This is a genomic window from Pseudomonas putida, assembly GCF_005080685.1.
GTDB classification, from domain to species: Bacteria; Pseudomonadota; Gammaproteobacteria; order Pseudomonadales; family Pseudomonadaceae; genus Aquipseudomonas; species Aquipseudomonas putida_V.
In genome coordinates, this window is sequence record NZ_CP039371.1 from 4,080,801 (window position 1) to 4,101,250 (window position 20,450).

At 63.1% G+C, this 20,450-nt stretch carries 25 protein-coding genes and 2 tRNA genes; 8 read left to right on the forward strand and 19 right to left on the reverse strand.

The window, feature by feature from the left end:
- Positions 1 to 10: 10 nt before the first annotated feature.
- From pheS to thrS, 5 genes are all read right to left on the reverse strand, one after another.
- A complete protein-coding gene (gene pheS, locus E6B08_RS18555; protein WP_133330574.1) occupies positions 11 to 1,027 on the reverse strand; it encodes a phenylalanine--tRNA ligase subunit alpha in 1,017 nt (338 codons plus the stop codon).
- A 108-nt stretch (positions 1,028 to 1,135) separates the two neighbouring features.
- Positions 1,136 to 1,492 (reverse strand): 50S ribosomal protein L20, encoded by a 357-nt coding sequence (rplT, locus tag E6B08_RS18560; RefSeq protein WP_003250671.1) that lies wholly within the window; start codon positions 1,490 to 1,492, stop codon positions 1,136 to 1,138.
- A gap of 28 nt (positions 1,493 to 1,520) precedes the next feature.
- Positions 1,521 to 1,715 (reverse strand): 50S ribosomal protein L35, encoded by a 195-nt coding sequence (gene rpmI / locus E6B08_RS18565; RefSeq protein WP_003250667.1) that lies wholly within the window; start codon positions 1,713 to 1,715, stop codon positions 1,521 to 1,523.
- 62 nt (positions 1,716 to 1,777) lie between these two features.
- On the reverse strand, positions 1,778 to 2,329 hold the full coding sequence (gene infC / locus E6B08_RS18570; RefSeq protein ID WP_192938559.1) for a translation initiation factor IF-3: 552 nt from the start codon (positions 2,327 to 2,329) through the stop codon (positions 1,778 to 1,780).
- Positions 2,329 to 4,251, reverse strand: a complete 1,923-nt coding sequence (gene thrS, locus E6B08_RS18575) for a threonine--tRNA ligase (protein ID WP_136915390.1) — start codon at positions 4,249 to 4,251, stop codon at positions 2,329 to 2,331. Before thrS ends, infC begins: the two co-directional genes overlap by 1 nt.
- Before the next feature lie 339 nt (positions 4,252 to 4,590).
- On the opposite strand from thrS, the gene E6B08_RS18585 reads away from it, so the two are divergent.
- The gene (locus tag E6B08_RS18585; protein WP_136915391.1) at positions 4,591 to 4,896 is read left to right on the forward strand and encodes a hypothetical protein; all 306 of its coding nucleotides are present in this window, start codon (positions 4,591 to 4,593) and stop codon (positions 4,894 to 4,896) included.
- 162 nt (positions 4,897 to 5,058) lie between these two features.
- Positions 5,059 to 5,271 carry a cold-shock protein gene (locus E6B08_RS18590; RefSeq protein ID WP_003250656.1) on the forward strand — a complete coding sequence of 71 codons (213 nt, stop codon included), beginning with the start codon at positions 5,059 to 5,061 and terminating at the stop codon, positions 5,269 to 5,271.
- A gap of 300 nt (positions 5,272 to 5,571) precedes the next feature.
- Here the strand turns inward: E6B08_RS18590 and E6B08_RS18595 are convergent, their stop codons facing one another.
- Positions 5,572 to 5,889, reverse strand: a complete 318-nt coding sequence (locus tag E6B08_RS18595; RefSeq protein ID WP_136915392.1) for an I78 family peptidase inhibitor — start codon at positions 5,887 to 5,889, stop codon at positions 5,572 to 5,574.
- 286 nt (positions 5,890 to 6,175) lie between these two features.
- Here E6B08_RS18595 and E6B08_RS18600 point away from each other — a divergent pair, with 286 nt between their 5' ends.
- Entirely contained in the window at positions 6,176 to 6,388 is a 213-nt protein-coding gene (locus tag E6B08_RS18600; RefSeq protein WP_133330582.1) for a hypothetical protein, read from the forward strand.
- A 153-nt stretch (positions 6,389 to 6,541) separates the two neighbouring features.
- On the opposite strand, the gene rbsD is transcribed toward E6B08_RS18600, so the two are convergent.
- From rbsD to E6B08_RS18630, 6 genes are read right to left on the reverse strand one after another with little or no spacing between them, the layout of a single operon-like run.
- Positions 6,542 to 6,940, reverse strand: coding sequence for a D-ribose pyranase (rbsD, locus tag E6B08_RS18605; RefSeq protein WP_136915393.1), 399 nt, complete (start codon positions 6,938 to 6,940; stop codon positions 6,542 to 6,544).
- Positions 6,937 to 7,845, reverse strand: a complete 909-nt coding sequence (rbsK, locus tag E6B08_RS18610; protein WP_136915394.1) for a ribokinase — start codon at positions 7,843 to 7,845, stop codon at positions 6,937 to 6,939. Before rbsK ends, rbsD begins: the two co-directional genes overlap by 4 nt.
- Positions 7,846 to 7,854: 9 nt before the next feature.
- On the reverse strand, positions 7,855 to 8,874 hold the full coding sequence (locus E6B08_RS18615) for a LacI family DNA-binding transcriptional regulator (protein ID WP_136915395.1): 1,020 nt from the start codon (positions 8,872 to 8,874) through the stop codon (positions 7,855 to 7,857).
- A gap of 4 nt (positions 8,875 to 8,878) precedes the next feature.
- Positions 8,879 to 9,874 (reverse strand): ABC transporter permease, encoded by a 996-nt coding sequence (locus tag E6B08_RS18620; protein WP_136915396.1) that lies wholly within the window; start codon positions 9,872 to 9,874, stop codon positions 8,879 to 8,881.
- Complete coding sequence (locus E6B08_RS18625; protein ID WP_136915397.1) at positions 9,871 to 11,424, reverse strand: sugar ABC transporter ATP-binding protein; 1,554 nt, start codon at positions 11,422 to 11,424, stop codon at positions 9,871 to 9,873. Before E6B08_RS18625 ends, E6B08_RS18620 begins: the two co-directional genes overlap by 4 nt.
- Positions 11,425 to 11,442: 18 nt before the next feature.
- Positions 11,443 to 12,399, reverse strand: coding sequence for a sugar ABC transporter substrate-binding protein (locus E6B08_RS18630; protein ID WP_136915398.1), 957 nt, complete (start codon positions 12,397 to 12,399; stop codon positions 11,443 to 11,445).
- A 345-nt stretch (positions 12,400 to 12,744) separates the two neighbouring features.
- Between E6B08_RS18630 and E6B08_RS18635 the strand changes: the two genes are divergently transcribed.
- Positions 12,745 to 12,987, forward strand: coding sequence for a DUF1654 domain-containing protein (locus E6B08_RS18635; RefSeq protein ID WP_136915399.1), 243 nt, complete (start codon positions 12,745 to 12,747; stop codon positions 12,985 to 12,987).
- A 119-nt stretch (positions 12,988 to 13,106) separates the two neighbouring features.
- Positions 13,107 to 14,063: an endonuclease gene (locus tag E6B08_RS18640; protein WP_136915400.1), complete on the forward strand. Its 957-nt coding sequence runs from the start codon at positions 13,107 to 13,109 to the stop codon at positions 14,061 to 14,063.
- Between the two features lie 18 nt (positions 14,064 to 14,081).
- Here the strand turns inward: E6B08_RS18640 and E6B08_RS18645 are convergent, their stop codons facing one another.
- The 4 genes from E6B08_RS18645 to E6B08_RS18660 form a co-directional block, all read right to left on the reverse strand.
- Complete coding sequence (locus E6B08_RS18645; RefSeq protein ID WP_136915401.1) at positions 14,082 to 14,507, reverse strand: GTP pyrophosphokinase; 426 nt, start codon at positions 14,505 to 14,507, stop codon at positions 14,082 to 14,084.
- A 60-nt stretch (positions 14,508 to 14,567) separates the two neighbouring features.
- Positions 14,568 to 15,140: an SPOR domain-containing protein gene (locus tag E6B08_RS18650; RefSeq protein ID WP_136915402.1), complete on the reverse strand. Its 573-nt coding sequence runs from the start codon at positions 15,138 to 15,140 to the stop codon at positions 14,568 to 14,570.
- Positions 15,141 to 15,327: 187 nt separating this feature from the next.
- Positions 15,328 to 15,404, reverse strand: a tRNA-Val gene (locus E6B08_RS18655).
- Positions 15,405 to 15,530: 126 nt separating this feature from the next.
- Positions 15,531 to 15,607 (reverse strand) — tRNA-Val (locus E6B08_RS18660).
- A 200-nt stretch (positions 15,608 to 15,807) separates the two neighbouring features.
- On the opposite strand from E6B08_RS18660, the gene E6B08_RS18665 reads away from it, so the two are divergent.
- Positions 15,808 to 17,091 (forward strand): NAD(P)/FAD-dependent oxidoreductase, encoded by a 1,284-nt coding sequence (locus E6B08_RS18665; RefSeq protein WP_136915403.1) that lies wholly within the window; start codon positions 15,808 to 15,810, stop codon positions 17,089 to 17,091.
- A gap of 155 nt (positions 17,092 to 17,246) precedes the next feature.
- Here E6B08_RS18665 and E6B08_RS18670 read toward each other — a convergent pair whose 3' ends face one another.
- Positions 17,247 to 17,918 carry a peptidase C39 family protein gene (locus tag E6B08_RS18670; protein WP_136915404.1) on the reverse strand — a complete coding sequence of 224 codons (672 nt, stop codon included), beginning with the start codon at positions 17,916 to 17,918 and terminating at the stop codon, positions 17,247 to 17,249.
- 208 nt (positions 17,919 to 18,126) lie between these two features.
- Between E6B08_RS18670 and E6B08_RS18675 the strand changes: the two genes are divergently transcribed.
- A complete protein-coding gene (locus E6B08_RS18675) occupies positions 18,127 to 18,306 on the forward strand; it encodes a hypothetical protein (protein ID WP_136915405.1) in 180 nt (59 codons plus the stop codon).
- Positions 18,307 to 18,366: 60 nt separating this feature from the next.
- On the opposite strand, the gene E6B08_RS18680 is transcribed toward E6B08_RS18675, so the two are convergent.
- Together E6B08_RS18680 and E6B08_RS18685 are read right to left on the reverse strand one after the other, a co-directional pair.
- Entirely contained in the window at positions 18,367 to 19,119 is a 753-nt protein-coding gene (locus tag E6B08_RS18680; protein WP_136915406.1) for a TerC family protein, read from the reverse strand.
- A gap of 25 nt (positions 19,120 to 19,144) precedes the next feature.
- Positions 19,145 to 19,384 (reverse strand): hypothetical protein, encoded by a 240-nt coding sequence (locus E6B08_RS18685; protein WP_136915407.1) that lies wholly within the window; start codon positions 19,382 to 19,384, stop codon positions 19,145 to 19,147.
- 135 nt (positions 19,385 to 19,519) lie between these two features.
- Here E6B08_RS18685 and nhaR point away from each other — a divergent pair, with 135 nt between their 5' ends.
- The gene (nhaR, locus tag E6B08_RS18690; RefSeq protein WP_136915408.1) at positions 19,520 to 20,413 is read left to right on the forward strand and encodes a transcriptional activator NhaR; all 894 of its coding nucleotides are present in this window, start codon (positions 19,520 to 19,522) and stop codon (positions 20,411 to 20,413) included.
- Positions 20,414 to 20,450 lie beyond the last annotated feature (37 nt).

Here is a 20,450-nt window from a genome sequence, read left to right on the forward strand (position 1 = left end):
TCGATTGGGCCTAGCGGAATTGGGCTAGGAACCGCAGGTCGTTGTCGAAGAACAGACGCAAATCGTTGACGCCATAACGCAGCATGGCCAGGCGCTCGGCGCCCATGCCGAAGGCGAAGCCCTGGAACTCTTCCGGGTCGATGCCAGACATGCGCAGCACGTTCGGGTGCACCATGCCGCAGCCCATGACTTCGAGCCAGCCGGTTTGCTTGCACACGCGGCAGCCTTTGCCGGAGCACATCACGCACTGGATATCGACTTCGGCGGACGGCTCGGTGAAGGGGAAGAACGACGGGCGGAAGCGCACGGCCAGTTCTTTTTCGAAGAACACGCGCAGGAACTCTTCGATGGTGCCCTTGAGGTCGGCGAAGTTGATGTCGCGGTCGATCAGCAGGCCTTCGACCTGGTGGAACATCGGCGAGTGGGTGATATCCGAGTCGCAGCGGTATACACGGCCTGGGCAGACAATGCGGATCGGCGGCTGGGTCGACTCCATGGTCCGCACCTGCACCGGCGAGGTGTGGGTGCGCAGCAGCATGTTGGCATTGAAGTAGAAGGTGTCGTGCATCGCCCGGGCCGGGTGGTGGCCGGGGATGTTGAGCGCTTCGAAGTTGTGGTAGTCGTCTTCGACCTCAGGGCCTTCGGCGATGCCGTAGCCGATGTGGGTGAAGAACTGCTCGATGCGCTCGAGAGTACGGGTGATCGGGTGCAGCCCGCCGGTGGTCTGGCCACGGCCTGGCAGGGTGACGTCGATGCATTCGGCGGCCAGGCGAGCGCTGAGCTCGGCTTCTTCGAAGGCTGCCTTGCGTGCGTTGAGCACGACGGTGACGCGCTCTTTGGCGTCGTTGATCAGCGCGCCGACTTTCGGCCGCTCCTCGGCTGGCAGGTTGCCCAGGGTCTTCATCACCTGGGTCAGTTCGCCCTTCTTGCCAAGATAATTAACCCGGATCTGTTCCAGGGCATTGATGTCTTCAGCGCGCTCCACAGCTTCCAGGGCTTGGGAGACCAGCGCATCCAGGTTTTCCATGTACAGACTCCAGATACGAAATAGGGGAAGAGCTTTGAAGGCTCTTCCCCTATCGATGACGTTTTACACCCGGCGGCGCGAACACCGCCGGATGATTGTCGTGGGTACTTAAGCCAGAACGGCTTTAGCTTTCTCGACAATCGCAGCAAACGCCGCTTTTTCGTTCACTGCCAGGTCAGCCAGAACCTTACGGTCGATTTCGATCGACGCCTTTTTCAGGCCAGCAATCAGACGGCTGTAGGACAGACCGTTGGTGCGGGCACCGGCGTTGATACGAGCGATCCACAGGGCGCGGAACTGACGCTTCTTCTGGCGACGGTCACGGTAGGCGTATTGACCAGCCTTGATGACAGCCTGCTTGGCAACACGGAATACGCGCGAGCGAGCGCCGTAGTAGCCTTTAGCCAGTTTCAGGATTTTCTTGTGACGCTTACGAGCGATTACGCCGCGCTTTACACGAGCCATGAGTAACTTCCTCTATCTTTGACCGAAATTAACGTACGCGCAGCATGCGCTCGACTTTTGCAACGTCAGACGGGTGCAGCAAGCTGGCACCGCGCAGTTGACGCTTACGCTTGGTCGACATTTTGGTCAGGATGTGGCTCTTGAAAGCGTGCTTGTGCTTGAAGCCGGAAGCGGTCTTCAGGAAGCGCTTCGCAGCACCGCTCTTGGTTTTCATTTTTGGCATGTTGGAACTCCGCATTCGATAAAAATTACACAATAATCATCAGGCCTGCCGTGCCCGGGAGATTACTTCTTCTTTTTGGGGGCGATGACCATCATAAGCTGGCGTCCTTCCATCTTCGGATGCTGCTCAACGGAGCCGTATTCGGCGAGGTCGGCTTCGACCCGCTTCAACAGCTCCATGCCCAGCTCCTGGTGGGCCATCTCACGGCCGCGGAATCTCAGAGAGATCTTGGCCTTGTCCCCATCACTAAGGAAACGTACCAGGTTGCGTAGTTTTACCTGGTAATCCCCTTCTTCCGTCCCTGGACGAAACTTGATTTCTTTGATCTGGATCTGCTTCTGGTTTTTCTTGGCTTCGTTGGCCTGCTTCTTCTTCTCGAAGAGGTGCTTGCCGTAGTCCATCACTTTGCAGACAGGGGGTACCGCGTCTGCAGAGATTTCCACCAGATCCAGCTTCGCTTCTTCAGCGATACGAAGCGCTTCATCAATCGAGACGATGCCAACCTGCTCGCCGTCTGCGCCAATTAACCGAACCTCGCGGGCCGAGATATTCTCGTTGATCGGGGCCTTCGGTGCAGCTCGTTTATCGTTTCTCATTTCACGCTTAATAGTCATTACTCCGATTCTTGGCGACCACGCCGGGAAACCGCATGCGACAGGAGCTCAGCGAACTGCGCGACGGGCATGGAGCCCAGGTCTGCGCCTTCGCGAGTACGCACTGCGACGGTTTGCGTTTCGACTTCGCGGTCCCCTATAACCAAAAGGTACGGGACCTTGAGCAAAGTATGCTCGCGGATTTTAAAGCCGATCTTCTCATTTCTCAAGTCCGACTTGGCACGGAATCCGCTACCGTTCAGAGCATTTTCCACCTCGAGGGCGAAATCGGCCTGTTTGTCGGTGATATTCATGATCACGGCCTGGGTCGGTGCCAGCCAGGCTGGGAACACGCCGGCGTAGTGCTCGATGAGCATGCCGATGAAGCGTTCGAACGAGCCGAGGATGGCGCGGTGCAGCATCACCGGGCGCTTGCGCGCGTTGTCTTCGGCGATGTAGCTGGCGTCCAGGCGCTCTGGCAGGTTCGGGTCGTACTGCAGGGTACCACACTGCCAGTTACGGCCCAGGCAGTCACGCAGGGTGAACTCGATCTTCGGGCCGTAGAAGGCGCCCTCGCCCGGCTGGTATTCCCACTCCAGGCCCGATTCGTTCAGGGCGTCGGCCAGTGCGGTTTCGGCACGGTCCCACAGCTCTTCGGAGCCTACGCGCTTGGCCGGACGGGTGGACAGCTTCATGGCGATGTCGCTGAAGCCGAAGTCCTTGTACACGTCCAGGGTCAGCTTGATGAAGTCGGCGGCTTCTTTCTTCACCTGGTCTTCGGTGCAGAAGATGTGCGCGTCGTCCTGGGTGAAGCCGCGCACGCGCATGATGCCGTGCAGCGCGCCGGACGGCTCGTTACGGTGGCAGGCACCGAACTCGGCCAGGCGCAGCGGCAGGTCGCGGTAGCTCTTCAGGCCCTGGTTGAACACCTGCACGTGGCACGGGCAGTTCATCGGCTTGACCGCGAAATCACGGCTTTCCGACGACGTGGTGAACATGTTCTCGGCGTAGTTGGACCAGTGGCCGGAACGCTCCCAGAGGATGCGGTCGACGACCTGCGGGGTCTTGATCTCGAGGTAGCCGTTCTTGCGCTGTACCTCGCGCATGTACTGCTCGAGCACCTGGTAGACGGTCCAGCCGGCCGGGTGCCAGAACACCATGCCCGGGGCTTCTTCCTGCAGGTGGAACAGGTCGAGCTGCTTGCCGATCTTGCGGTGGTCGCGTTTTTCGGCTTCTTCGATGCGCTGGATGTAGGCGGCCAGCTGCTTCTTGTCGGCCCAGGCGGTGCCGTACACACGTTGCAGCTGCTCGTTCTTGGCATCGCCGCGCCAGTAGGCGCCGGACAGCTTGGTCAGCTTGAATGCCTTGAGGAAGCGCGTGTTCGGCACGTGCGGGCCACGGCACATGTCGACGTATTCTTCGTGGTAGTACAGGCCCATGGCCTGCTCGTCCGGCATGTCTTCGACCAGGCGCAGCTTGTAGTCTTCGCCACGGGCCTTGAACACGTCGATGACTTCGGCGCGCGGAGTCATCTTCTTGATGACGTCGTAGTCCTTCTCGATCAGCTCCATCATGCGCTTTTCGATGGCGGCCATGTCTTCAGGGGTGAAGGGGCGCTCGTAGGCGATGTCGTAGTAGAAGCCTTCGTCGATGACCGGGCCGATCACCATCTTGGCGGTCGGGTACAGCTGTTTCACCGCGTGGCCGACCAGGTGGGCGCACGAGTGACGGATGATCTCCAGTCCCTCTTCATCTTTAGGGGTGATGATCTGCAGGGTGGCGTCTTTGTCGATCAGGTCGCAGGCATCGACCAGCTTGCCGTCGACCTTGCCGGCGACGGTGGCCTTGGCCAGGCCCGCACCGATGGAGGCGGCGACTTCGGCTACGGATACGGCGTGATCGAACGAACGTTGACTGCCATCGGGAAGAGTAATAATGGGCATGGCGCCTCCTCTCCTAGTGGTGACCCCTACCAAAGGTCACGTGGGTTGGGATGAGCCAGTACAAGATCCGACCTGTCTTCCACGGGGGAAGCCTGCCTCACAGTGGCAGAAGCCTTTCGGCTTACCAGGGACGAACCAGAGTGACTGGAAAGAAATAAAGATAGCTGCAGGCTGCACGTTGTCAGCTGCAAGCCGAGCATGCTAGCACGGGGCCTGGGCAGGCCGTAGAAAATATTTGGAAAATGGCAACGAAGCGGTGAACTAATGCAAAAAATTTCCTATCAGACCAAGGGAAGCAACCTACTCTTGATGAGACCTTAACCCAAGGAGTAACTGGTTATGCGAGTACCGTCTCTTCTGGCCCTGGCGGCCGCCGGCGCCCTGCTGCTGCCTGTGGCTGCCAATGCTGGCAACTTCCCTGCCGGGAAGGAGGGCCACTACATGACCCAGTGCCAACAGGTGGCCAGCGGCCAGGGCGTTGACGCCGCGACCGCGAAAAAGCACTGTGAGTGTGGCGCCCAGACGATCAAAAAGAATTTCACCGACGCAGAGATTGCCGACCTGGACAGCACTGATGGCGTCGACGCCAAGCTGATGCAGAAGGCGCAAGACGTTGTGAGACAGGCCTGCGCACCAAAGAGCTGAAACCTTAAAGCCAGAGCAGGCCAGGGATTATTTGCCCTGGATCAATATCCTGCGAACGTAAAAGGCGCTACATCCGCAGAATTAGACTATGATGTTCCCCGTGCTCCGTAGCCTCGGCCGCATTGCACCACCGAAAAAACTAAATGTTCTGGAGATTCACCCATGTCCAATCGCCAACAAGGCACCGTCAAATGGTTCAATGATGAGAAAGGCTACGGCTTCATCACCCCAGCAGGCGGCGGCGACGACCTGTTCGTACACTTCAAAGCCATCGAATCCGACGGCTTCAAGAGCCTGAAAGAAGGCCAGACTGTTTCCTTCGTCGCCGAGCGCGGCCAGAAGGGCATGCAGGCTGCACAGGTTCGTCCGGAGTAATTCGGATAGCTGTAAAAAAACCCGCCCTCGTGGCGGGTTTTTTTATGGTGTTTTGCTGGGTCTGTGGTGGTCTGTGGTGGTCTGTGGTGGTCTGTGGTGGTCTGTGGTGGTCTGTGGTGGTCTGTGGTGGTCTGTGGTGGTCTGTGGTGGTCTGTGGTGGTCTGTGGTGGTCTGTGGTGGTCTGTGCCGGCCCCTTCGCGGGACAAGCCCGCTCCCACAGGTACCCCACAGCGTTTGAAAACTGTGGAATACCTGTGGGAGCGGGCTTGTCCCGCGAAGGGGCCGGCACAGACAACTACATCACCCGCAGTTGACCCGCGTCACCACGCCCTGCTCGTCCACGCCCAGGTTCAACCGCTCGGACCGATACTCCAGGGTCACCACGTCATGCGGCTTGAGGATGCGTGCCATCTGCGAACCACTGGCCTTGCGCGCCTGCTCCAGCAGCTCGGCGGTGCCTGGCTTGCCGATGGCGAAATCGGCGCCGCTGGCCTGGCAGCGACCATCGTTGCCTACCGGGGCGGTCGGGGCTGTGGTGCCCGACGAGCCACCACTGCTGCAACCGGCCAGGGCGGTGGCCAGCAGCAAGGTCGCCAGGGAAGCACGGGTACGGAACATGAATCCTCCTAATCGAATTGGGAACTGTCTATTGCGACACTTCCGCTTACGGTTTGTTGCAAAACCGACAAAGTCTGCCTGAATAGGCGACCCGGGGTGCAAGACAATCGTCACCGGATTTTGCACAGGGTGCTTGGTTTGTGGCTGATGGCCTTTTATTCTTAGGTCGCAGAGCCATTGACGCAAAGTCATGATTCACTGCAAGAAGTGGAGCGCACCGTGCCTCCATCGAACGCCAGGATCCGGCGTTCGCCCCTCCGCACCAGGCCCGCAGCGAGAGCCTTTCATGAGCAGCCACAGTATCGACGCCGACATCAAGGTCAAATGGGCCGAGGGCCAGAGTGCCTATAGCCCGGGAACACCGGAGGAACTGTTGCTGATTGCCATCGACCTGCTGGTGCGTGATCGCGGCAGCGAGGCGGCGCGTAGCTTTATCGACCAGGTGTTCGAGCGGTATGCGCCGCATGGGGCGGTGGCTATCGAGCCGAGTGCCGGGTGATAGGCTGATCGGTGGGGGATGGCACGGGCTGCGCCCGTGTTCGCGGGGCAAGCCCGCTCCCACAGGATCTTCACCGTCCTGGAAAAAGGCGCGGTCGTTGTGGGAGCGGGCTTGCCCCGCGAACACCGGCGCAGCCGGTGCCATCCACATCAGCTAGAAGATCACCCCAGAGATCAGGGCAATGTTGGTATAGGGCTGGCACTCACCCGTGCGGACCACGGCCCGGGCACTTCGCGACAGCTCCTTGAACGCCTCGTGGCTCACCCACTCACGCTTGCCCAGCTTGCGCTGCGAACGCTCGATCTCGACCATGGCCGGGGGCACCACGGCTTTCATCTCCTCGGCCAACACGTGCCGCTCCACCTGCAACTCGCTCAGCACCACCCGCAGCACACTGGAAAAGTCCGGCACCCCCGGTGTCAGCGCCAGGTCGATCACTTCCACCCCCGCCGGCACCGGCAACCCGGCATCACCGATCACCAGGATGTCGCCATGCCCCATCCCGGCGATCACCCGCGACAAGGCCACGTTCAGCAGAGGGGTCTTCTTCATGGGTCCAGTTCCTTCAGACAAGGGATGGATGGCTGGGCACCCACGCGGGTGACCGACAACGCTGCAGCGCGCTGGCCGAAGGCAATGGCCTCGCCCTCCTCCAGCCCACGTACCAGGCCGGCGGCAAAGCCACCGATGAAGGTATCGCCTGCCGCCGTGGTGTCCAGCGCCTTGACCTTCGGCGCGGGGTAATGCGCGCTGCCCTCAGGGCTGACGAACAAGGCCCCCTGGGCGCCCAGGGTCACGATCACCTTGCCGGCGCCCAACTGTAACAGGTGCTGGGCCGCAGCGCGGGCGCTGGCCTCATCGTTCACGACAAGGCCGGTCAACGCCTCGGCCTCGCTTTCGTTGGGCGTGAGGTAGTCGATATGGGGCAGCCATTCGGACGGCAGCGGGCCGGTGGCCGGCGCCGGATTGAGGATCACCCGCTTGCCCAGCGCATGCCCGCGGGCCAGGGTCCAGGCCACGGTATCGGCCGGGACCTCGAGCTGGCAGATGATCACTTCGGCAGCCTGCAGCAACGCATCGAAACGCTGCACGGCTTGCGGCGTCAGCAGGCCGTTGCCACCTGGGACGATGACGATGCAGTTCTGGCTGCTGGCATCCACGGTGATCAGCGCCACGCCGCTGGACACACCCTCGCATACGCTCACGCCCTGGCAGTCGATGCCCTCCACTTCCAATGCCGCGCGCAGTTGCTCGCCATAGGCGTCGTCACCGACGTTGCCGACCATGGCCACGCTGCCACCCAGGCGCGCCACGGCAACCGCCTGGTTGGCGCCCTTGCCGCCCGGCAAGGTGAAAAACGCATCGCCGGCCAGGGTCTCGCCCGGCCGTGGCAGCCGCTGGGCGCGGGCCACCAGGTCCATGTTGAGGCTGCCTACCACCACTACCTTGGCCTGCATGGCTATTCCTTAGCGGTAATCGTTGAACAGGGTCGGGCGCGGCCCGGTGGACTCGCGTGGCACGATGCGCGGGGCGACGATGCGCTGCTGGGCCGGGCCGTGCGGGTCGCCGATGCGGGTCAGCAACAACGCCGCGGCGCTGTCGCCCAACTCCCGAATCGACTGGCCCACGGTACTCAGCGCCGGGTACACGTAGCGGCTCAGCTCGATGTCGTCGAAGCCGATCACCGACAGCTCGCCGGGCACGCTGATGTTGCGCTCGGCGGCGGCGCGCAGCACGCCGAAGCCGATCATGTCGTTACCGGCGAAAATCGCCGTGGGCCGCTCGCCATCGAGCAACTGCGCGGCCGTGGCATGGCCGCCGGGGCTGGTGAAGTCGCAGTGCTGCACGCGGTTGCTGGCCACCGCCAGTCGCGCCTCGGCCATGGCCCGGCGGAAACCGGCCAGGCGCAAGCGGCTGACACCGGTCTCGGCCGGGCCGCCGATGTAGGCGATGTCCTCGTGACCCAGCTCCAGCAGGTGGCGGGTGGCGAGGTAGGCGCCGTGCTCGTGGTCGATGCGCACCAGGTCGGCGTCGACACCTTCGAGCTCGCGGTCGACGATGACCATGGGCGTGCGCACGCTGGCGAGGCTTTGCAGCAGGTCCTGGTCTTCACCCACCGACGCCACCACCAGTCCGTCGATGCGTTTTTCCAGCAGCACGCGCAGGTAGCTGCGCTGCTTCTGGGGGTTGTCGTCGGAGTTGCACAGGATCACGCAATAGCCGTTGCGCTCGCAGGCATCCTCGATGCCCCGGGCCAGTTCGGCGAAGTACGGGTTGACGCTGTTGGGCACCAGCAGGCCGATGGTGGCGGTGCTGCGGGCCTTGAGCGACCGGGCCACGGCGCTGGGCACGTAGTCGAGGTCGCGGATCGCGGCCTCGACCTTGAGCCGCACATGCTCGCTGACAGGGCGCGTCTTGTTCAGCACATGGGACACGGTGGTGTAGGAAATGCCCGCTAGGGCCGCGACGTCTTTGATGGTTGCCATGGTTTCAGTTCCGCCGGCCTGCACGCCGGCTGCGATAAGTGTCGAGCACCACGGCGATGACGATGACCGCCCCGGTGATGATGCGCTTGGTGGGTTCGGAAGCGCCGATCTGGGCCAGACCTGCGGCCAGTACGGAAATGATCAGCACGCCGATGAAGGTGCTGATGACCGAGCCGCGCCCGCCCATCAGGCTGGTGCCGCCGATCACCACGGCGGCGATCACCTGCAGCTCGAGGCCGGCGCCGGCATTGGGGTCGGCGGCCTCCAGGCGGGAAATCTGGAACAACGCGGCCAGCCCGGCGAGCAGGCCCATCAGGGCGAAGACCAGGACCTTGTAGGGACGCGGATCGATGCCGGCCAGGCGCACGGCCTCTTCGTTGGTGCCGATGCCGATCAGGTAGCGCCCGAACACGGTGCGGGTCAGCACCAAGTGTGCCAGCACGATCACCAGCAAGGCGATGAGGAAGGCCGGCGAGATACCGAAGGCCAGCGGGTTGGAGAACCAGGCATAGGCATCGCCGATGTAGGCGGTGCGCGAGTCGGTGAACTGGTAGGCAAGGCCACGGGCCATTTCCAGCACGCCGAGCGAAACGATGAACGACGGAATGCGCCAGGCCACGGTGACGCCACCGGTGATGCTGCCGGCCAGGGCGGCGATGGCCATGCCCAGCAGTGCAGCCGGCAGCACGCCCCAGCCCCAGCCGAGGATCGCCACGCTCACGGTCGAGGCCGCCAGGGCCAGCACCGAGCCCACCGACAGGTCGATGCCGCCGACGATGAGCACGAAGGTCATGCCCACGGCCAGCACCATCAGGTCGGGGATCTGGTTGGCCAGGGTGCTGAAGGTGGCGTACGACCAGAAGTGGCTGCTGAGCAACGAGAACAGCACGATCATCGCCAGCAAGGCACCAGCCAGGCCCAGGTAGGTGCCCAGGCCGAAGTACGGGCCGCTGCGCCGCACCGGGGTGCTGTCGGGAGTGTCGAGGGGGGAGCTTTTCATGGGTCCATCCTGGGCGCTGCATCGTGCAGCAGGGCATCACGTTTTCGGTAGCCGGCGAAGGCCGCGGCCAGTAGCTGGTCCTGGCTCCAGTGCTCGCGGGCGAAGGTGTCGATCAGGCGTCCGGCGCTGAGTACGGCGATGCGGTCGCAGATCAGCATCAACTCGCGCAGGTCGCTGGACACCACCACCAAGGCCTTGCCCTGGCGCGCCAGTTCGGCCAGCAGGCCGTAGATGTCGAATTTGGCACCGACGTCGATGCCACGGGTGGGCTCGTCGAACAGCAGCACCTGGCAGTCGCGGGCCAACCAGCGGCCAATCACCACCTTCTGCTGGTTGCCACCGGACAGCTCGCCAACCACCTGTTGCGGGCCGGCACTGCGGATGCGCAAGGCCTCGATCTGGCGCTCGGCCAGGGCCTGTTCGGCGCCGGCATCGAGCAGCCCGGCGCGAGACACGGCCTCCAGGTTGCCCAGCGACAGGTTGGCGCCGATCGACTGCGACAGCAGCAGGCCTTCGCCCTTGCGGTCTTCGGTGATCAGGGCGATGCCGGCTTTGACTGCGGCCTTGGGCGAGTCGATGGTCACCTGGCGCAAGGGTTGGCCGATGGCGATCTGGCCGGTATCGGCGCGGTCGGCGCCGTAGATCAGGCGCAGCAACTCGGTGCGTCCGGCGCCGATCAGCCCGGAGATGCCGAAGATCTCCCCTGCCCTGACTTCGAACGACACATCGCGCACCTTGCTGCCACGTCCCAGGCCCTCGACCTTGAGCAGCGTGCCGCCGAGCGTGCGGCGGCCCAGGTCGATGTGCTCGGCGAGTTCGCGGCCGACCATCAGGTTGACCAGCTCGGCGCTGCTGTAACGCTGGATCGGTTCGTCGCACACCAACTGCCCATCGCGCAGCACGACGATGCGCTGGGCCACGCGCTGCAGTTCTTCGAGGCGATGGGAGATGTAGACGATGGCCACGCCGCGCTGGCGCAAGCGCTCGATCTGGGTGAACAGCAGCTCGACCTCACGTGCGGTGAGCATGGCCGTGGGTTCGTCGAAAATCAGCACATGGCAGTCACCGATCAGGTTGCGGGCGATCTCCACCATCTGCTGGTGGCCGATACCCAATTCACCGACGAGGGTGTCCGGGTCGATGGCCTCCAGGCCGACCTGGGCCATGGCCGCCTGGGCCAGCTGGCGCAGGCGCTTCTGGTCGACCCAGCCAAAACGGCTGGGCAGGTTGTCGAGAAACAGGTTTTCCGCCACGGTCAGGGTCGGCAGCAGGTTGAGCTCCTGCATGACCATGCGCACGCCGAGGTGCTCGGCGTGGCTGCGGCTGCCTGGGGCGTAGGCCTGGCCGCGATAGGTCATCTGCCCGGTGGTCGGGGTTTCCAGGCCACAGATGAGCTTGGACAGCGTGCTCTTGCCGGCGCCGTTCTCGCCGGTCAGCGCCAGCACCTCGCCGGCGCGCAGGCTCAGGCTGACGCCCGCGAGCACGGGCTGGGCGTAGGTCTTGCCCAGGCCGGTGGCGACCAGCACCACGTCATTGGCCGATGCAGACATGGCCACTCTCCTGCGGGGTCAGGGCTGGGTGATGAGTTTGACCGGGGTCTGGATGACGTTGTCGGCATCCACGTCCGGCTTTTCCCCTTTGAGCACTTTAAGCGCCGCCTGAATGCCGAACACCGCTTGCTGACTGGCGGCCTGGTCGAGGGTGGCGAGCACCCGGCCGTCCTTGAGCATCGGCTTGATGGCGTTGATGTTGTCGTAGCCCACCACTTGCACCTGGCCGGCCTTGCCCGCGGCGCGCACGGCAGCGACGGCGCCCAGCGCCATGCTGTCGTTGCCGGCCAGCAGCGCCTTGAGGTCGGGGTATTCGTTGAGCATCGAGGCGGCGACGGCGTTGCCTTTGTCGATCTCCCAGTTGCCGGACTGCACCGAGACGATGTTCATCTGCGCCGCCTGCATGGCGTCCTTGAAGCCTGCGGTGCGCTGCTGGGCGTTGGTGGTGGTCGGCACGCCTTCGATGATGCCGACCTGGTCACCGGCCTTGAGCTTCTGCTGGGCCAGGTACTCGCCGACCAGGCGGGCGCCCTTGCGGTTGTCGGGGCCGACGAAGGGCACGCTGATGCCCTTGCTCTTGAGCAGTTCGGGATCGAGGCGGTTGTCGATGTTGATCACCACCACGCCTTGGTCCATGGCTTTCTTCACCGCCGAAACCAGGGCCTTGGAGTCGGCCGGAGCGATGACCAGGGCCTTGGCGCCGGAATTGACCATCTGCTCGACGATGCGGATCTGCTCGCCGGTGTCGGTTTCGTTCTTGATGCCGTGGGCGACCAGGTCGAAGTCTTCGGGATGGGCTTTCTGGTAGTCCTTGGCGCCGTCTTCCATGGTGCGGAAGAACTCGTTGGCGAGCGATTTCATCACCAGGGCGACCTTGGGTTTTTCGTCGGCGTGGACGGCGGTGAAAGGTGCACAGAGCGCGACCGCCGAGGTGACGGCGAGCGCGAGGAGACGACCGTGGAACGGCAGCTTCATGGAAAGGACCCCGAATCTTGTGGTTTTTATCGGATCGCAAACGTTTGCGTTGACTCACTATGGTAACGGGATCGGTGTTTGTCAAATCCCCATAGCGTGGCGCCTGCGGCCTCTCTGCCGCGGAGTTTCCGAATTATTCCAAAGAACCGGAGCGGTTTCCATCGACACGGCAATATCATTGCGCCACCCACTCTACCACCGAAATTACAGCTCAAGTCGGACATTGAAACAGGCGCGGAACCAATCTTCTTCCCACGGTCCTATACGGATTTCGCCCCACTTGCTGTTGCGAAAAAACTTACAGTGAAATACTGTATGTGCATACAGCAAAATAAGGAATACTCCGTGGCCAACACCGCCTCCGCAACCCCGAGCAGCTATGAACAACTGGGTGTACGCATCCAGAAGATCATCAACAGCCCCACCGCCCAACGCAGCCGCGCCGCACTGATCTTCCGCCTGGAACATGAGTCGCCCGATGACTGGGAAACCCTGCTCGAGGAAATCGCCGAGAACGACAACGTCACCCTCGCCCACCGCGACGACGGCGGTGTGCAGATTTTCTGGACCGTGCCCAAGGAAGATTGACCTGTTCGGCAACGCTGGCGCCCCAGCCCAGAACCAGGCTTTACCCGAATACCGGCGGTGACGCCCAATAGAAACCGGAGCCGATGCCCATCGCGCTCCCTGATTGATGATGTGTTTTCATGAAGAAGTGGTTGTACGCTGTAACCCTTTCCCTCGCTGCCTGCAGCGCGTTCGCCAGCCCACCCGCGACATTCACCGAAGCCAAGGTCGTAGCCAAGCAACAGGTCTACCTCGACCAGGCCAGCAGCGCCATGGGCGAGCTGTACTGTGGCTGCAAATGGACCTGGGTCGGCAAGTCTGGCGGCCGTGTCGACGCCAAGTCGTGCGGGTATCAAACCCGCAAGCAGCAGAGCCGCGCCGAGCGAACCGAGTGGGAGCACATCGTGCCGGCGTGGACGTTCGGCCACCAGCGCCAGTGCTGGCAGAACGGCGGTCGTGAGCACTGCGAGGACGCCGACCCGACCTTCCGTGCCATGGAAGCCAACCTGTTCAATCTGTACCCCGCCGTGGGCGAAGTGAACGGCGATCGCAGCAACTTCAACTACGGCATGGCCTCCGGCGTGGCGCCGATCTACGGGCAGTGCACCACCCGGATCGACTTCCAGCGCAAAGCCGCAGAGCCACGCGACGAGGTGAAGGGCCTGGTCGCGCGCACCACGTTCTACATGTTCGATCGCTACAAACTGAGCATGTCCCGCCAGCAGCAGCAACTGCTCATGGCCTGGGACAAACAACACCCCGTCAGTGCCTGGGAAAAGGAGCGTGACCGGCGGATCGCCAGGATCATGGGGCACGGCAACCCCTTCGTCAGCGGCGAGCGTAAATGGACCCTGGGCTACACGCCGGTAGGCGACGGCGTAGTGGCGAGCAGGCCGGCCAAGGCTCCAGCGCCTGCGGTCAAACCATCGCTCGCCAGTGCTGGTGGCGGCATCGTCGGCAACCGCAACAGCCATGTGTATCACCTGGCCGATGGCTGCCCTGGCTACACACAGGTGGCCGTGAAGAACCAGGTGCTGTTCGACTCCGAAGCCCAAGCGCAAGCAGCGGGCTTTCACAAGGCTGGCAACTGCCGCTAGGCAGCGGTGGCGACAGGATCAGGCGAGCGCCTCGAGGTAGGCGCGAGCTTCACGATAACGGGCCAGCCGCGCCAGGTCGGCGGGCCCCGGGGTGGCGATGCGGGTGAGGTCGCTGTTGTCGGCCAGGTCCGCAAGCTTCACGGTCCGCGCCAATGGGTCGCCACCCAGGCGGGCGACGAAGTCGAGATAGCTTTCGCCTTCGCGGCGACTAAGCGCCAGCAGGGCGGCGAGAATCTTCAGCGCGAAGCCCTCGCGGGCCAGGTCGGAAAGGGTCAGCGGCGTGTCTTCGATCACGTCGTGCAGCACTGCGACGATACGCTGCTCGGGCGTGTCCACTCGCATCATCACCCGCAGCGGGTGCAGGATATACGCCGCCCCACCCTTGTCGTACTGCCCTTCATGCGCCCTGGCGGCTACGGCAATGGCCCGTTCCAGCGTCGACATAAAGGCCCTCCCCGTTCAACCTCTCCTGAGGCAAGCATAGCCGGGTCGGGCGGCGCATGACTAGCGCTGCGCGCCGTGCTGGATCACGACCGAGTCGGTACCGAGCTTGGCCATGACCTCGGCCTTGCGTGCCTGGGCTTCCTCGCGGGTGGGGAACGGACCCATCAGCACCACCGGTTTGCCGTCGCGGTACTCCACCGACGAAGGGATGCCTTTTTCGATCAGGCGGGCGGTCATGTCGCTCAGCGCGCCCATGTTGGCGCCCTGGATCACCTCCACGTCCCAGCCTTGCGGCGCGGGCTGGCCGGCCAGGGCCTCGGCACGGCGCTGCAGGTCGGCGCCGCCGCAATACTCGCGGATGCGCAGGTTGTCGCCGCTGTCGTCGACGATGATCTGGTACTGGCCCGCATCGTCCTTGATCGCGACGTAGCTGCGATACGCCTCGTACTGGCCGGCGTCGTCCTTGCCACGCACCTGGCCGCAGATGGTGCCCTTGGTGTCGATGCGCACGTTGCCGAACTTGGCGGTCTTGGGGTTGTGCAGGTGCTCGGCGACCTGCTTGTGCACGCCCTCGACTTCGTTGTCACAGCCCGCCAGGGCCAGCACTGCCATTACCACTGCCAGTTTACGCACGTGTGTACCTCCAGTTTCGAAGGGGCGGATTCTAGCATGCTGGCCCTGGCGCCGGACCGCGACCATCCGTTACAGGCTGCTACGGTCGTGACGTACAGTCGAAGACAGCAAAGGCCGGAAGCGAAAACGCAAAAAGGGCGACCCTCTCGGATCGCCCTTCTCGTTGCCCGGAAACCGGGACTTTGTTTGGTAGGCACAATTGGACTCGAACCAACGACCCCCACCATGTCAAGGTGGTGCTCTAACCAACTGAGCTATGTGCCTGTCGTGTGGTGCGCATATTAGTAATCGAACGGGAGGCTGTAAAGCTTTTTTTTCAAAAAAATCAAAAACTTTCAGCAGTCCAAAGCAAAAAGGGCGACCCTTGCGGATCGCCCCTTTCGTCGAATTTGGTAGGCACAATTGGACTCGAACCAACGACCCCCACCATGTCAAGGTGGTGCTCTAACCAACTGAGCTATGTGCCTTCGATGTGGGCGCATTCTACGCGTTCCAAAACCAGTGTCAACTGTTTTTTTCACGCTAAGCTACTGAATCTTAAACTGTTTATAGAAAGGAGCCAGCGCGTCCCTGGTAAAGGATTTTCACCGGACGACTAGCGGGTGTTTATTATTATTGATAGCATCGGTACATTCGTTAAAAATATAAAACACGAGGTTCCTCGAGCATGTCCAATACCCCCTACCCACAGTCCTACTACGCCGCCTCGGCAAACCCGGTGCCGCCACGTCCGGCGCTGCAGGGTGAGGTGGAGACCGATGTGTGCATCATCGGCGCCGGCTACACCGGCCTGTCCAGCGCACTGTTCCTGCTGGAAAACGGCTTCAAGGTCACCGTCGTCGAGGCCGCCAAGGTCGGTTTCGGCGCGTCGGGCCGCAACGGCGGCCAGATCGTCAACAGCTATAGCCGCGACATCGACGTGATCGAGCGCACCGTCGGCCCTAAAGAAGCACAGCTGCTGGGCCAGATGGCCTTCGAAGGCGGCCGCATCATCCGCGAGCGCGTGGCCAAGTACAACATCCAGTGCGACCTGAAGGACGGCGGCGTGTTCGCGGCCCTGACCAGCAAGCAGATGGGCCACCTGGAATCGCAGAAGCGCCTGTGGGAGCGCTTCGGCCATACCCAGCTGGAGCTGATGGACCAGAAGCGCATCCGTGAAGTGGTGGCCTGCGACAGCTATGTCGGCGGCATGCTGGACATGAGCGGCGGCCACATCCACCCACTTAACCTGGCCTTGGGCGAAGCCGCTGCGGTCGAGTCGCTGGGTGGCGTCATCTATGAACAGACCCCGGCCGTGCGCATCGAGCGCGGCGCCAACCCGGTGGTGCACACCCCGCAGGGCAAGGTGAAGGCCAAGTTCATCATCGTCGCCGGCAACGCCTACCTGGGCAACCTGGTGCCGGAACTGGCCGCCAAGTCGATGCCATGCGGCACCCAGGTGATCACCACCGAGCCACTGGGCGAAGACCTGGCGCGTACCCTGCTGCCGCAGGACTACTGCGTCGAGGACTGCAACTACCTGCTCGACTACTACCGCCTGACCGGCGACAAGCGCCTGATCTTCGGCGGTGGCGTGGTCTACGGTGCCCGCGACCCAGCCAACATCGAAGCGATCATCCGTCCGAAGATGCTCAAGGCGTTCCCGCAACTCAAGGACGTGAAGATCGACTTCGCCTGGACCGGCAACTTCCTGCTGACCCTGTCGCGCCTGCCGCAGGTTGGGCGGATCGGCGACAACATCTACTACTCCCAGGGCTGCTCGGGCCATGGCGTGACCTACACCCACCTGGCGGGCAAGGTACTGGCCGAGGCGCTGCGTGGCCAGGCCGAGCGCTTCGACGCGTTCGCCGGCCTGCCGCACTACCCGTTCCCGGGTGGGCAGATGTTCCGCGTGCCGTTCAGCGCGATCGGTGCCTGGTACTACAGCCTGCGTGATCGCCTGGGCTTCTGATCGGGTTTTATAGGCACCGCATTACCCCTTGTGGGAGCGGCCTTGCGTCGCGATGGGGCGCGTAGCGGCCCCAAGATATGGGCAGCGCCCCAGATTGCTGGGGCCGCTACGCGCCCCATCGCGGCGCAAGGCCGCTCCTACAAGAGCCTGCCCTATCACTGACCCAAGGTGTTGACGGCCTGTTTCGCGGCGATTTCCTGGCCAGCCCGGGCCAGTTCGTCGGCGGCCTGCAACCAGCGCTGGTGGTCCACCTGGGCCGGCAGCTGGCGCGGAGGCTGCACCAGCACCGCCCAACTCCCCTCCTCGGCCCAGGCCGACTCGAATTCGTCGAACGTCATCATCTGCCGCCGATGCATGCCCGAACGCAACAGCACCCGGCCCTTGTAGCGGTCGAAGCCGATCAGCACCGCATAGCGCGGCTCGCTCCACCAGGCCGACCCCTCCTGATAACGCACCAGCACCGGATTGCCGGCGGCGACCTGTACCAGCAAGGCATCCAGTGTCTTGTCCAGCGGGTACACGACCATGCCGTATTCACGCGCCACGCGCGGGATGCCGGTATCCAGCGCGTCGGCGCCCTCGGGCAGCTTCAGCGGTTTGTCGAGCAGGCCTGGGGTGATCGGCGCGCCCTGCTGCGACAGCACCGCGGCCAGGGCCATGGCGCCACTGTGGTTGGCGTTGCCACGGTAGAACGGCACGCTGCTGATCTCGACCTTCTGCGGCACGCCCTTGACCGCTACCGGCGGGGCACTGGCGCAACCGGCCAGTGTGGCGGCCAGCAGACAGGCCGCCAGCAGACGACGGGGAGTGAAGAAATGTTGCTGCATGGGCACTCGCTAGTTCCAACGCCAGGCGTGCGGCCCGGCCCTGGGCACGATGATAAGGGCGCAGGCGTTGTGGGTATAGTAGGCCGGCGGCTAGGAACCAAATGGCCCAAGCAATAGACCTTCGGTCAATGGAACGTCACAGGTGCCGAGCTAAACTTCTGGTGTGTCCGGATGGCCGCCTTGCGCAGGCCGGGATAAGGAGGCACACATGAGCCTGACAATGGCAATCCTCATGCTGGTAGGCATGTGGCTGAGCGTCGCGGCCGCCATGCTCTGGGGCGTCCTACGCATCGTGCGGCGCCACTCGCAGCACCATCACCTGCCCGCGCAGCCCGCCGCCAAGCCGCAGCCCGCACGCCGTGCAAGGCGCCATGCCGGGGCGCATTGAAGAACAGATCCCGTTACAACGAGAAGGGGGCGCGATGCGCCCCCTTCTCCGTTCGTGGCCTCAACCCTCGGCCGCTTCGCGCTTGAGCCGCGCCCGGCGAGCCATGATGTTGAGAATCTCGATCAGCGTCGAGAACGCCATCGCCGCATACACGTAGCCTTTCGGCACATGGGCACCGAAGCCTTCGGCGATCAGCGTCATGCCGATCATGATCAGGAAGCCCAGGGCCAGCATCACCACGGTCGGGTTCTTGTTGATGAAGTCGGCCAGCGGGTCGGCCGCCACCATCATCACCACCACGGCACTGATCACGGCGATGATCATGATCGGCAGGTGCTCAGTCATGCCCACGGCGGTGATGATGCTGTCGACCGAGAAGACGATGTCCAGCAACAGGATCTGGAAGATCGCCGCGGCAAAGCCCAGGGTGACCGTGGACGATACCTTGGCCTCTTCCTTGGCGCCGTGCGGGTCGACGTTTTCGTGGATTTCCTTGGTCGCCTTCCACAACAGGAACAGGCCACCGGCGATGAGGATCACGTCCTTCCACGAGAACGCATGGCCGAACACGTCGAACACCGGGTCGGTGAGCTGGACGATCCAGGCCACGGTGCTGAGCAGCGCCAGGCGCATCACCAGGGCCATGCTGATGCCCACGCGGCGGGCCTTGGAGCGGTACTCCACTGGCAGTTTGTTGGTGAGGATGGAGATGAAGATCAGGTTGTCGATGCCTAGCACGACTTCCATGGCCACCAGCGTGGCCAGGGCAACCCAGGCGGTAGGGCTAGCGGCGAGTTCCAGCAAATATTCCATTGATCAATCCTGCATCGGGTCTGGGTCAGATGTCCTGGGTACGCTGTTCGGGCGCTGCGGCCTTGGGCTTTTCACCATCGCTGCCGATAGCGTCGCTCAAGGCCTGCTGGGCCGCGTCGTTGGTCTTGTCGATGGCCTGCTTGGCCGATTCGGCGGCTTGGTCGAGCATCTGCTGGGCGGATTTCTCGGCCTGGTCACAACCGGCAAGGCTTAGCAGGGCCAGTGCCAGCACCAAGGGGGTGCCGATGGATTTTAGATGGAGCATGGGGTCCTCGCTGATCGATAAACCGGCGGCGCCTTGTGGCGCCTGATGGGGGCCAATTCTAGAGAGGCGCATACATCAGTAAAATTCGTATTTTCAGCGGTTATACTTCGGTTTTTACGAATCGGGACCGGACCGATGCTCAATTACCGCCAGCTTCACTACTTCTGGGCCGTGGCCAAGACCGGCAGCATCGTGCGCGCCAGCGAACAACTCAACCTCACCCCCCAGACCATCAGCGGCCAGATCAGCCTGTTCGAGCACACCTACGGCCTGGAGCTGTTCCAGCGCGTCGGCCGACAGCTCGAACTGACCGAGACCGGCCGCCAGGCACTGGCCTACGCCGAGCAGATGTTCCAGCTGGGCGCAGAGCTGGAAACCCTGCTGCGCGCAGGCCCCCAGGAGCAGATCCTGTTCCGCGTAGGCGTGGCCGACGTGGTGCCGAAGTCCATCGTCTATCGCCTGCTGGCGCCGACCATGGAGCTGGACAATGTACTGCGCATCAACTGCCGGGAAGACAAGCTCGAGCGGCTGCTGGCAGACCTTGCGATCCAGCGCCTGGACCTGGTGATCTCCGACAGCCCGATGCCCAGCCACCTGGACATCAAGGGCTACAGCCAGAAACTCGGTGAGTGCGGCCTGAGCTTCTTCGCCACCCCGGCCCTGGCCCGGCGCCATGCCGGGCCCTTCCCCGGTTGCCTGCAGGATGCACCGCTACTGATCCCGGGGCAGGAAACCGTGGTGCGCAGCCGCCTGCTGCGCTGGCTGGGAGAGCAGCAGGTGCAGCCGCGGATCATCGGCGAATTCGACGACAGCGCGTTGATGCAGGCCTTCGGCCAATCGGGCAGCGGCATCTTCGTGGCGCCGAGCGTGATCGCCGAGGAGGTCTGCCGCCAATACGGGGTCGAGTTGATCGGGCAGACCGAGGCGGTGCACGAGTCGTTCTATGCCATTTCGGTGGAGCGCAAGGTCAAGCACCCTGGCATCGTGGCGATTACGGAAGGGGCAAGACGGGAGTTGTTCCATTGGTGAATGACCGGGCAGCTATAGTAAGGTCGCCCCCTTTTCC

Coding starts and splice junctions, on each gene's coding strand:
- pheS (WP_133330574.1), bottom strand. CDS start 1,027: ATGGAAAACCTGGATGCGCTGGTCTCCCAAGCCCTGGAAGCTGTGGAG.
- rplT (WP_003250671.1), bottom strand. CDS start 1,492: ATGGCTCGTGTAAAGCGCGGCGTAATCGCTCGTAAGCGTCACAAGAAA.
- rpmI (WP_003250667.1), bottom strand. CDS start 1,715: ATGCCAAAAATGAAAACCAAGAGCGGTGCTGCGAAGCGCTTCCTGAAG.
- infC (WP_192938559.1), bottom strand. CDS start 2,329: ATGACTATTAAGCGTGAAATGAGAAACGATAAACGAGCTGCACCGAAG.
- thrS (WP_136915390.1), bottom strand. CDS start 4,251: ATGCCCATTATTACTCTTCCCGATGGCAGTCAACGTTCGTTCGATCAC.
- E6B08_RS18585 (WP_136915391.1), top strand. CDS start 4,591: ATGCGAGTACCGTCTCTTCTGGCCCTGGCGGCCGCCGGCGCCCTGCTG.
- E6B08_RS18590 (WP_003250656.1), top strand. CDS start 5,059: ATGTCCAATCGCCAACAAGGCACCGTCAAATGGTTCAATGATGAGAAA.
- E6B08_RS18595 (WP_136915392.1), bottom strand. CDS start 5,889: ATGTTCCGTACCCGTGCTTCCCTGGCGACCTTGCTGCTGGCCACCGCC.
- E6B08_RS18600 (WP_133330582.1), top strand. CDS start 6,176: ATGAGCAGCCACAGTATCGACGCCGACATCAAGGTCAAATGGGCCGAG.
- rbsD (WP_136915393.1), bottom strand. CDS start 6,940: ATGAAGAAGACCCCTCTGCTGAACGTGGCCTTGTCGCGGGTGATCGCC.
- rbsK (WP_136915394.1), bottom strand. CDS start 7,845: ATGCAGGCCAAGGTAGTGGTGGTAGGCAGCCTCAACATGGACCTGGTG.
- E6B08_RS18615 (WP_136915395.1), bottom strand. CDS start 8,874: ATGGCAACCATCAAAGACGTCGCGGCCCTAGCGGGCATTTCCTACACC.
- E6B08_RS18620 (WP_136915396.1), bottom strand. CDS start 9,874: ATGAAAAGCTCCCCCCTCGACACTCCCGACAGCACCCCGGTGCGGCGC.
- E6B08_RS18625 (WP_136915397.1), bottom strand. CDS start 11,424: ATGTCTGCATCGGCCAATGACGTGGTGCTGGTCGCCACCGGCCTGGGC.
- E6B08_RS18630 (WP_136915398.1), bottom strand. CDS start 12,399: ATGAAGCTGCCGTTCCACGGTCGTCTCCTCGCGCTCGCCGTCACCTCG.
- E6B08_RS18640 (WP_136915400.1), top strand. CDS start 13,107: ATGAAGAAGTGGTTGTACGCTGTAACCCTTTCCCTCGCTGCCTGCAGC.
- E6B08_RS18645 (WP_136915401.1), bottom strand. CDS start 14,507: ATGTCGACGCTGGAACGGGCCATTGCCGTAGCCGCCAGGGCGCATGAA.
- E6B08_RS18665 (WP_136915403.1), top strand. CDS start 15,808: ATGTCCAATACCCCCTACCCACAGTCCTACTACGCCGCCTCGGCAAAC.
- E6B08_RS18670 (WP_136915404.1), bottom strand. CDS start 17,918: ATGCAGCAACATTTCTTCACTCCCCGTCGTCTGCTGGCGGCCTGTCTG.
- E6B08_RS18675 (WP_136915405.1), top strand. CDS start 18,127: ATGAGCCTGACAATGGCAATCCTCATGCTGGTAGGCATGTGGCTGAGC.
- E6B08_RS18680 (WP_136915406.1), bottom strand. CDS start 19,119: ATGGAATATTTGCTGGAACTCGCCGCTAGCCCTACCGCCTGGGTTGCC.
- E6B08_RS18685 (WP_136915407.1), bottom strand. CDS start 19,384: ATGCTCCATCTAAAATCCATCGGCACCCCCTTGGTGCTGGCACTGGCC.
- nhaR (WP_136915408.1), top strand. CDS start 19,520: ATGCTCAATTACCGCCAGCTTCACTACTTCTGGGCCGTGGCCAAGACC.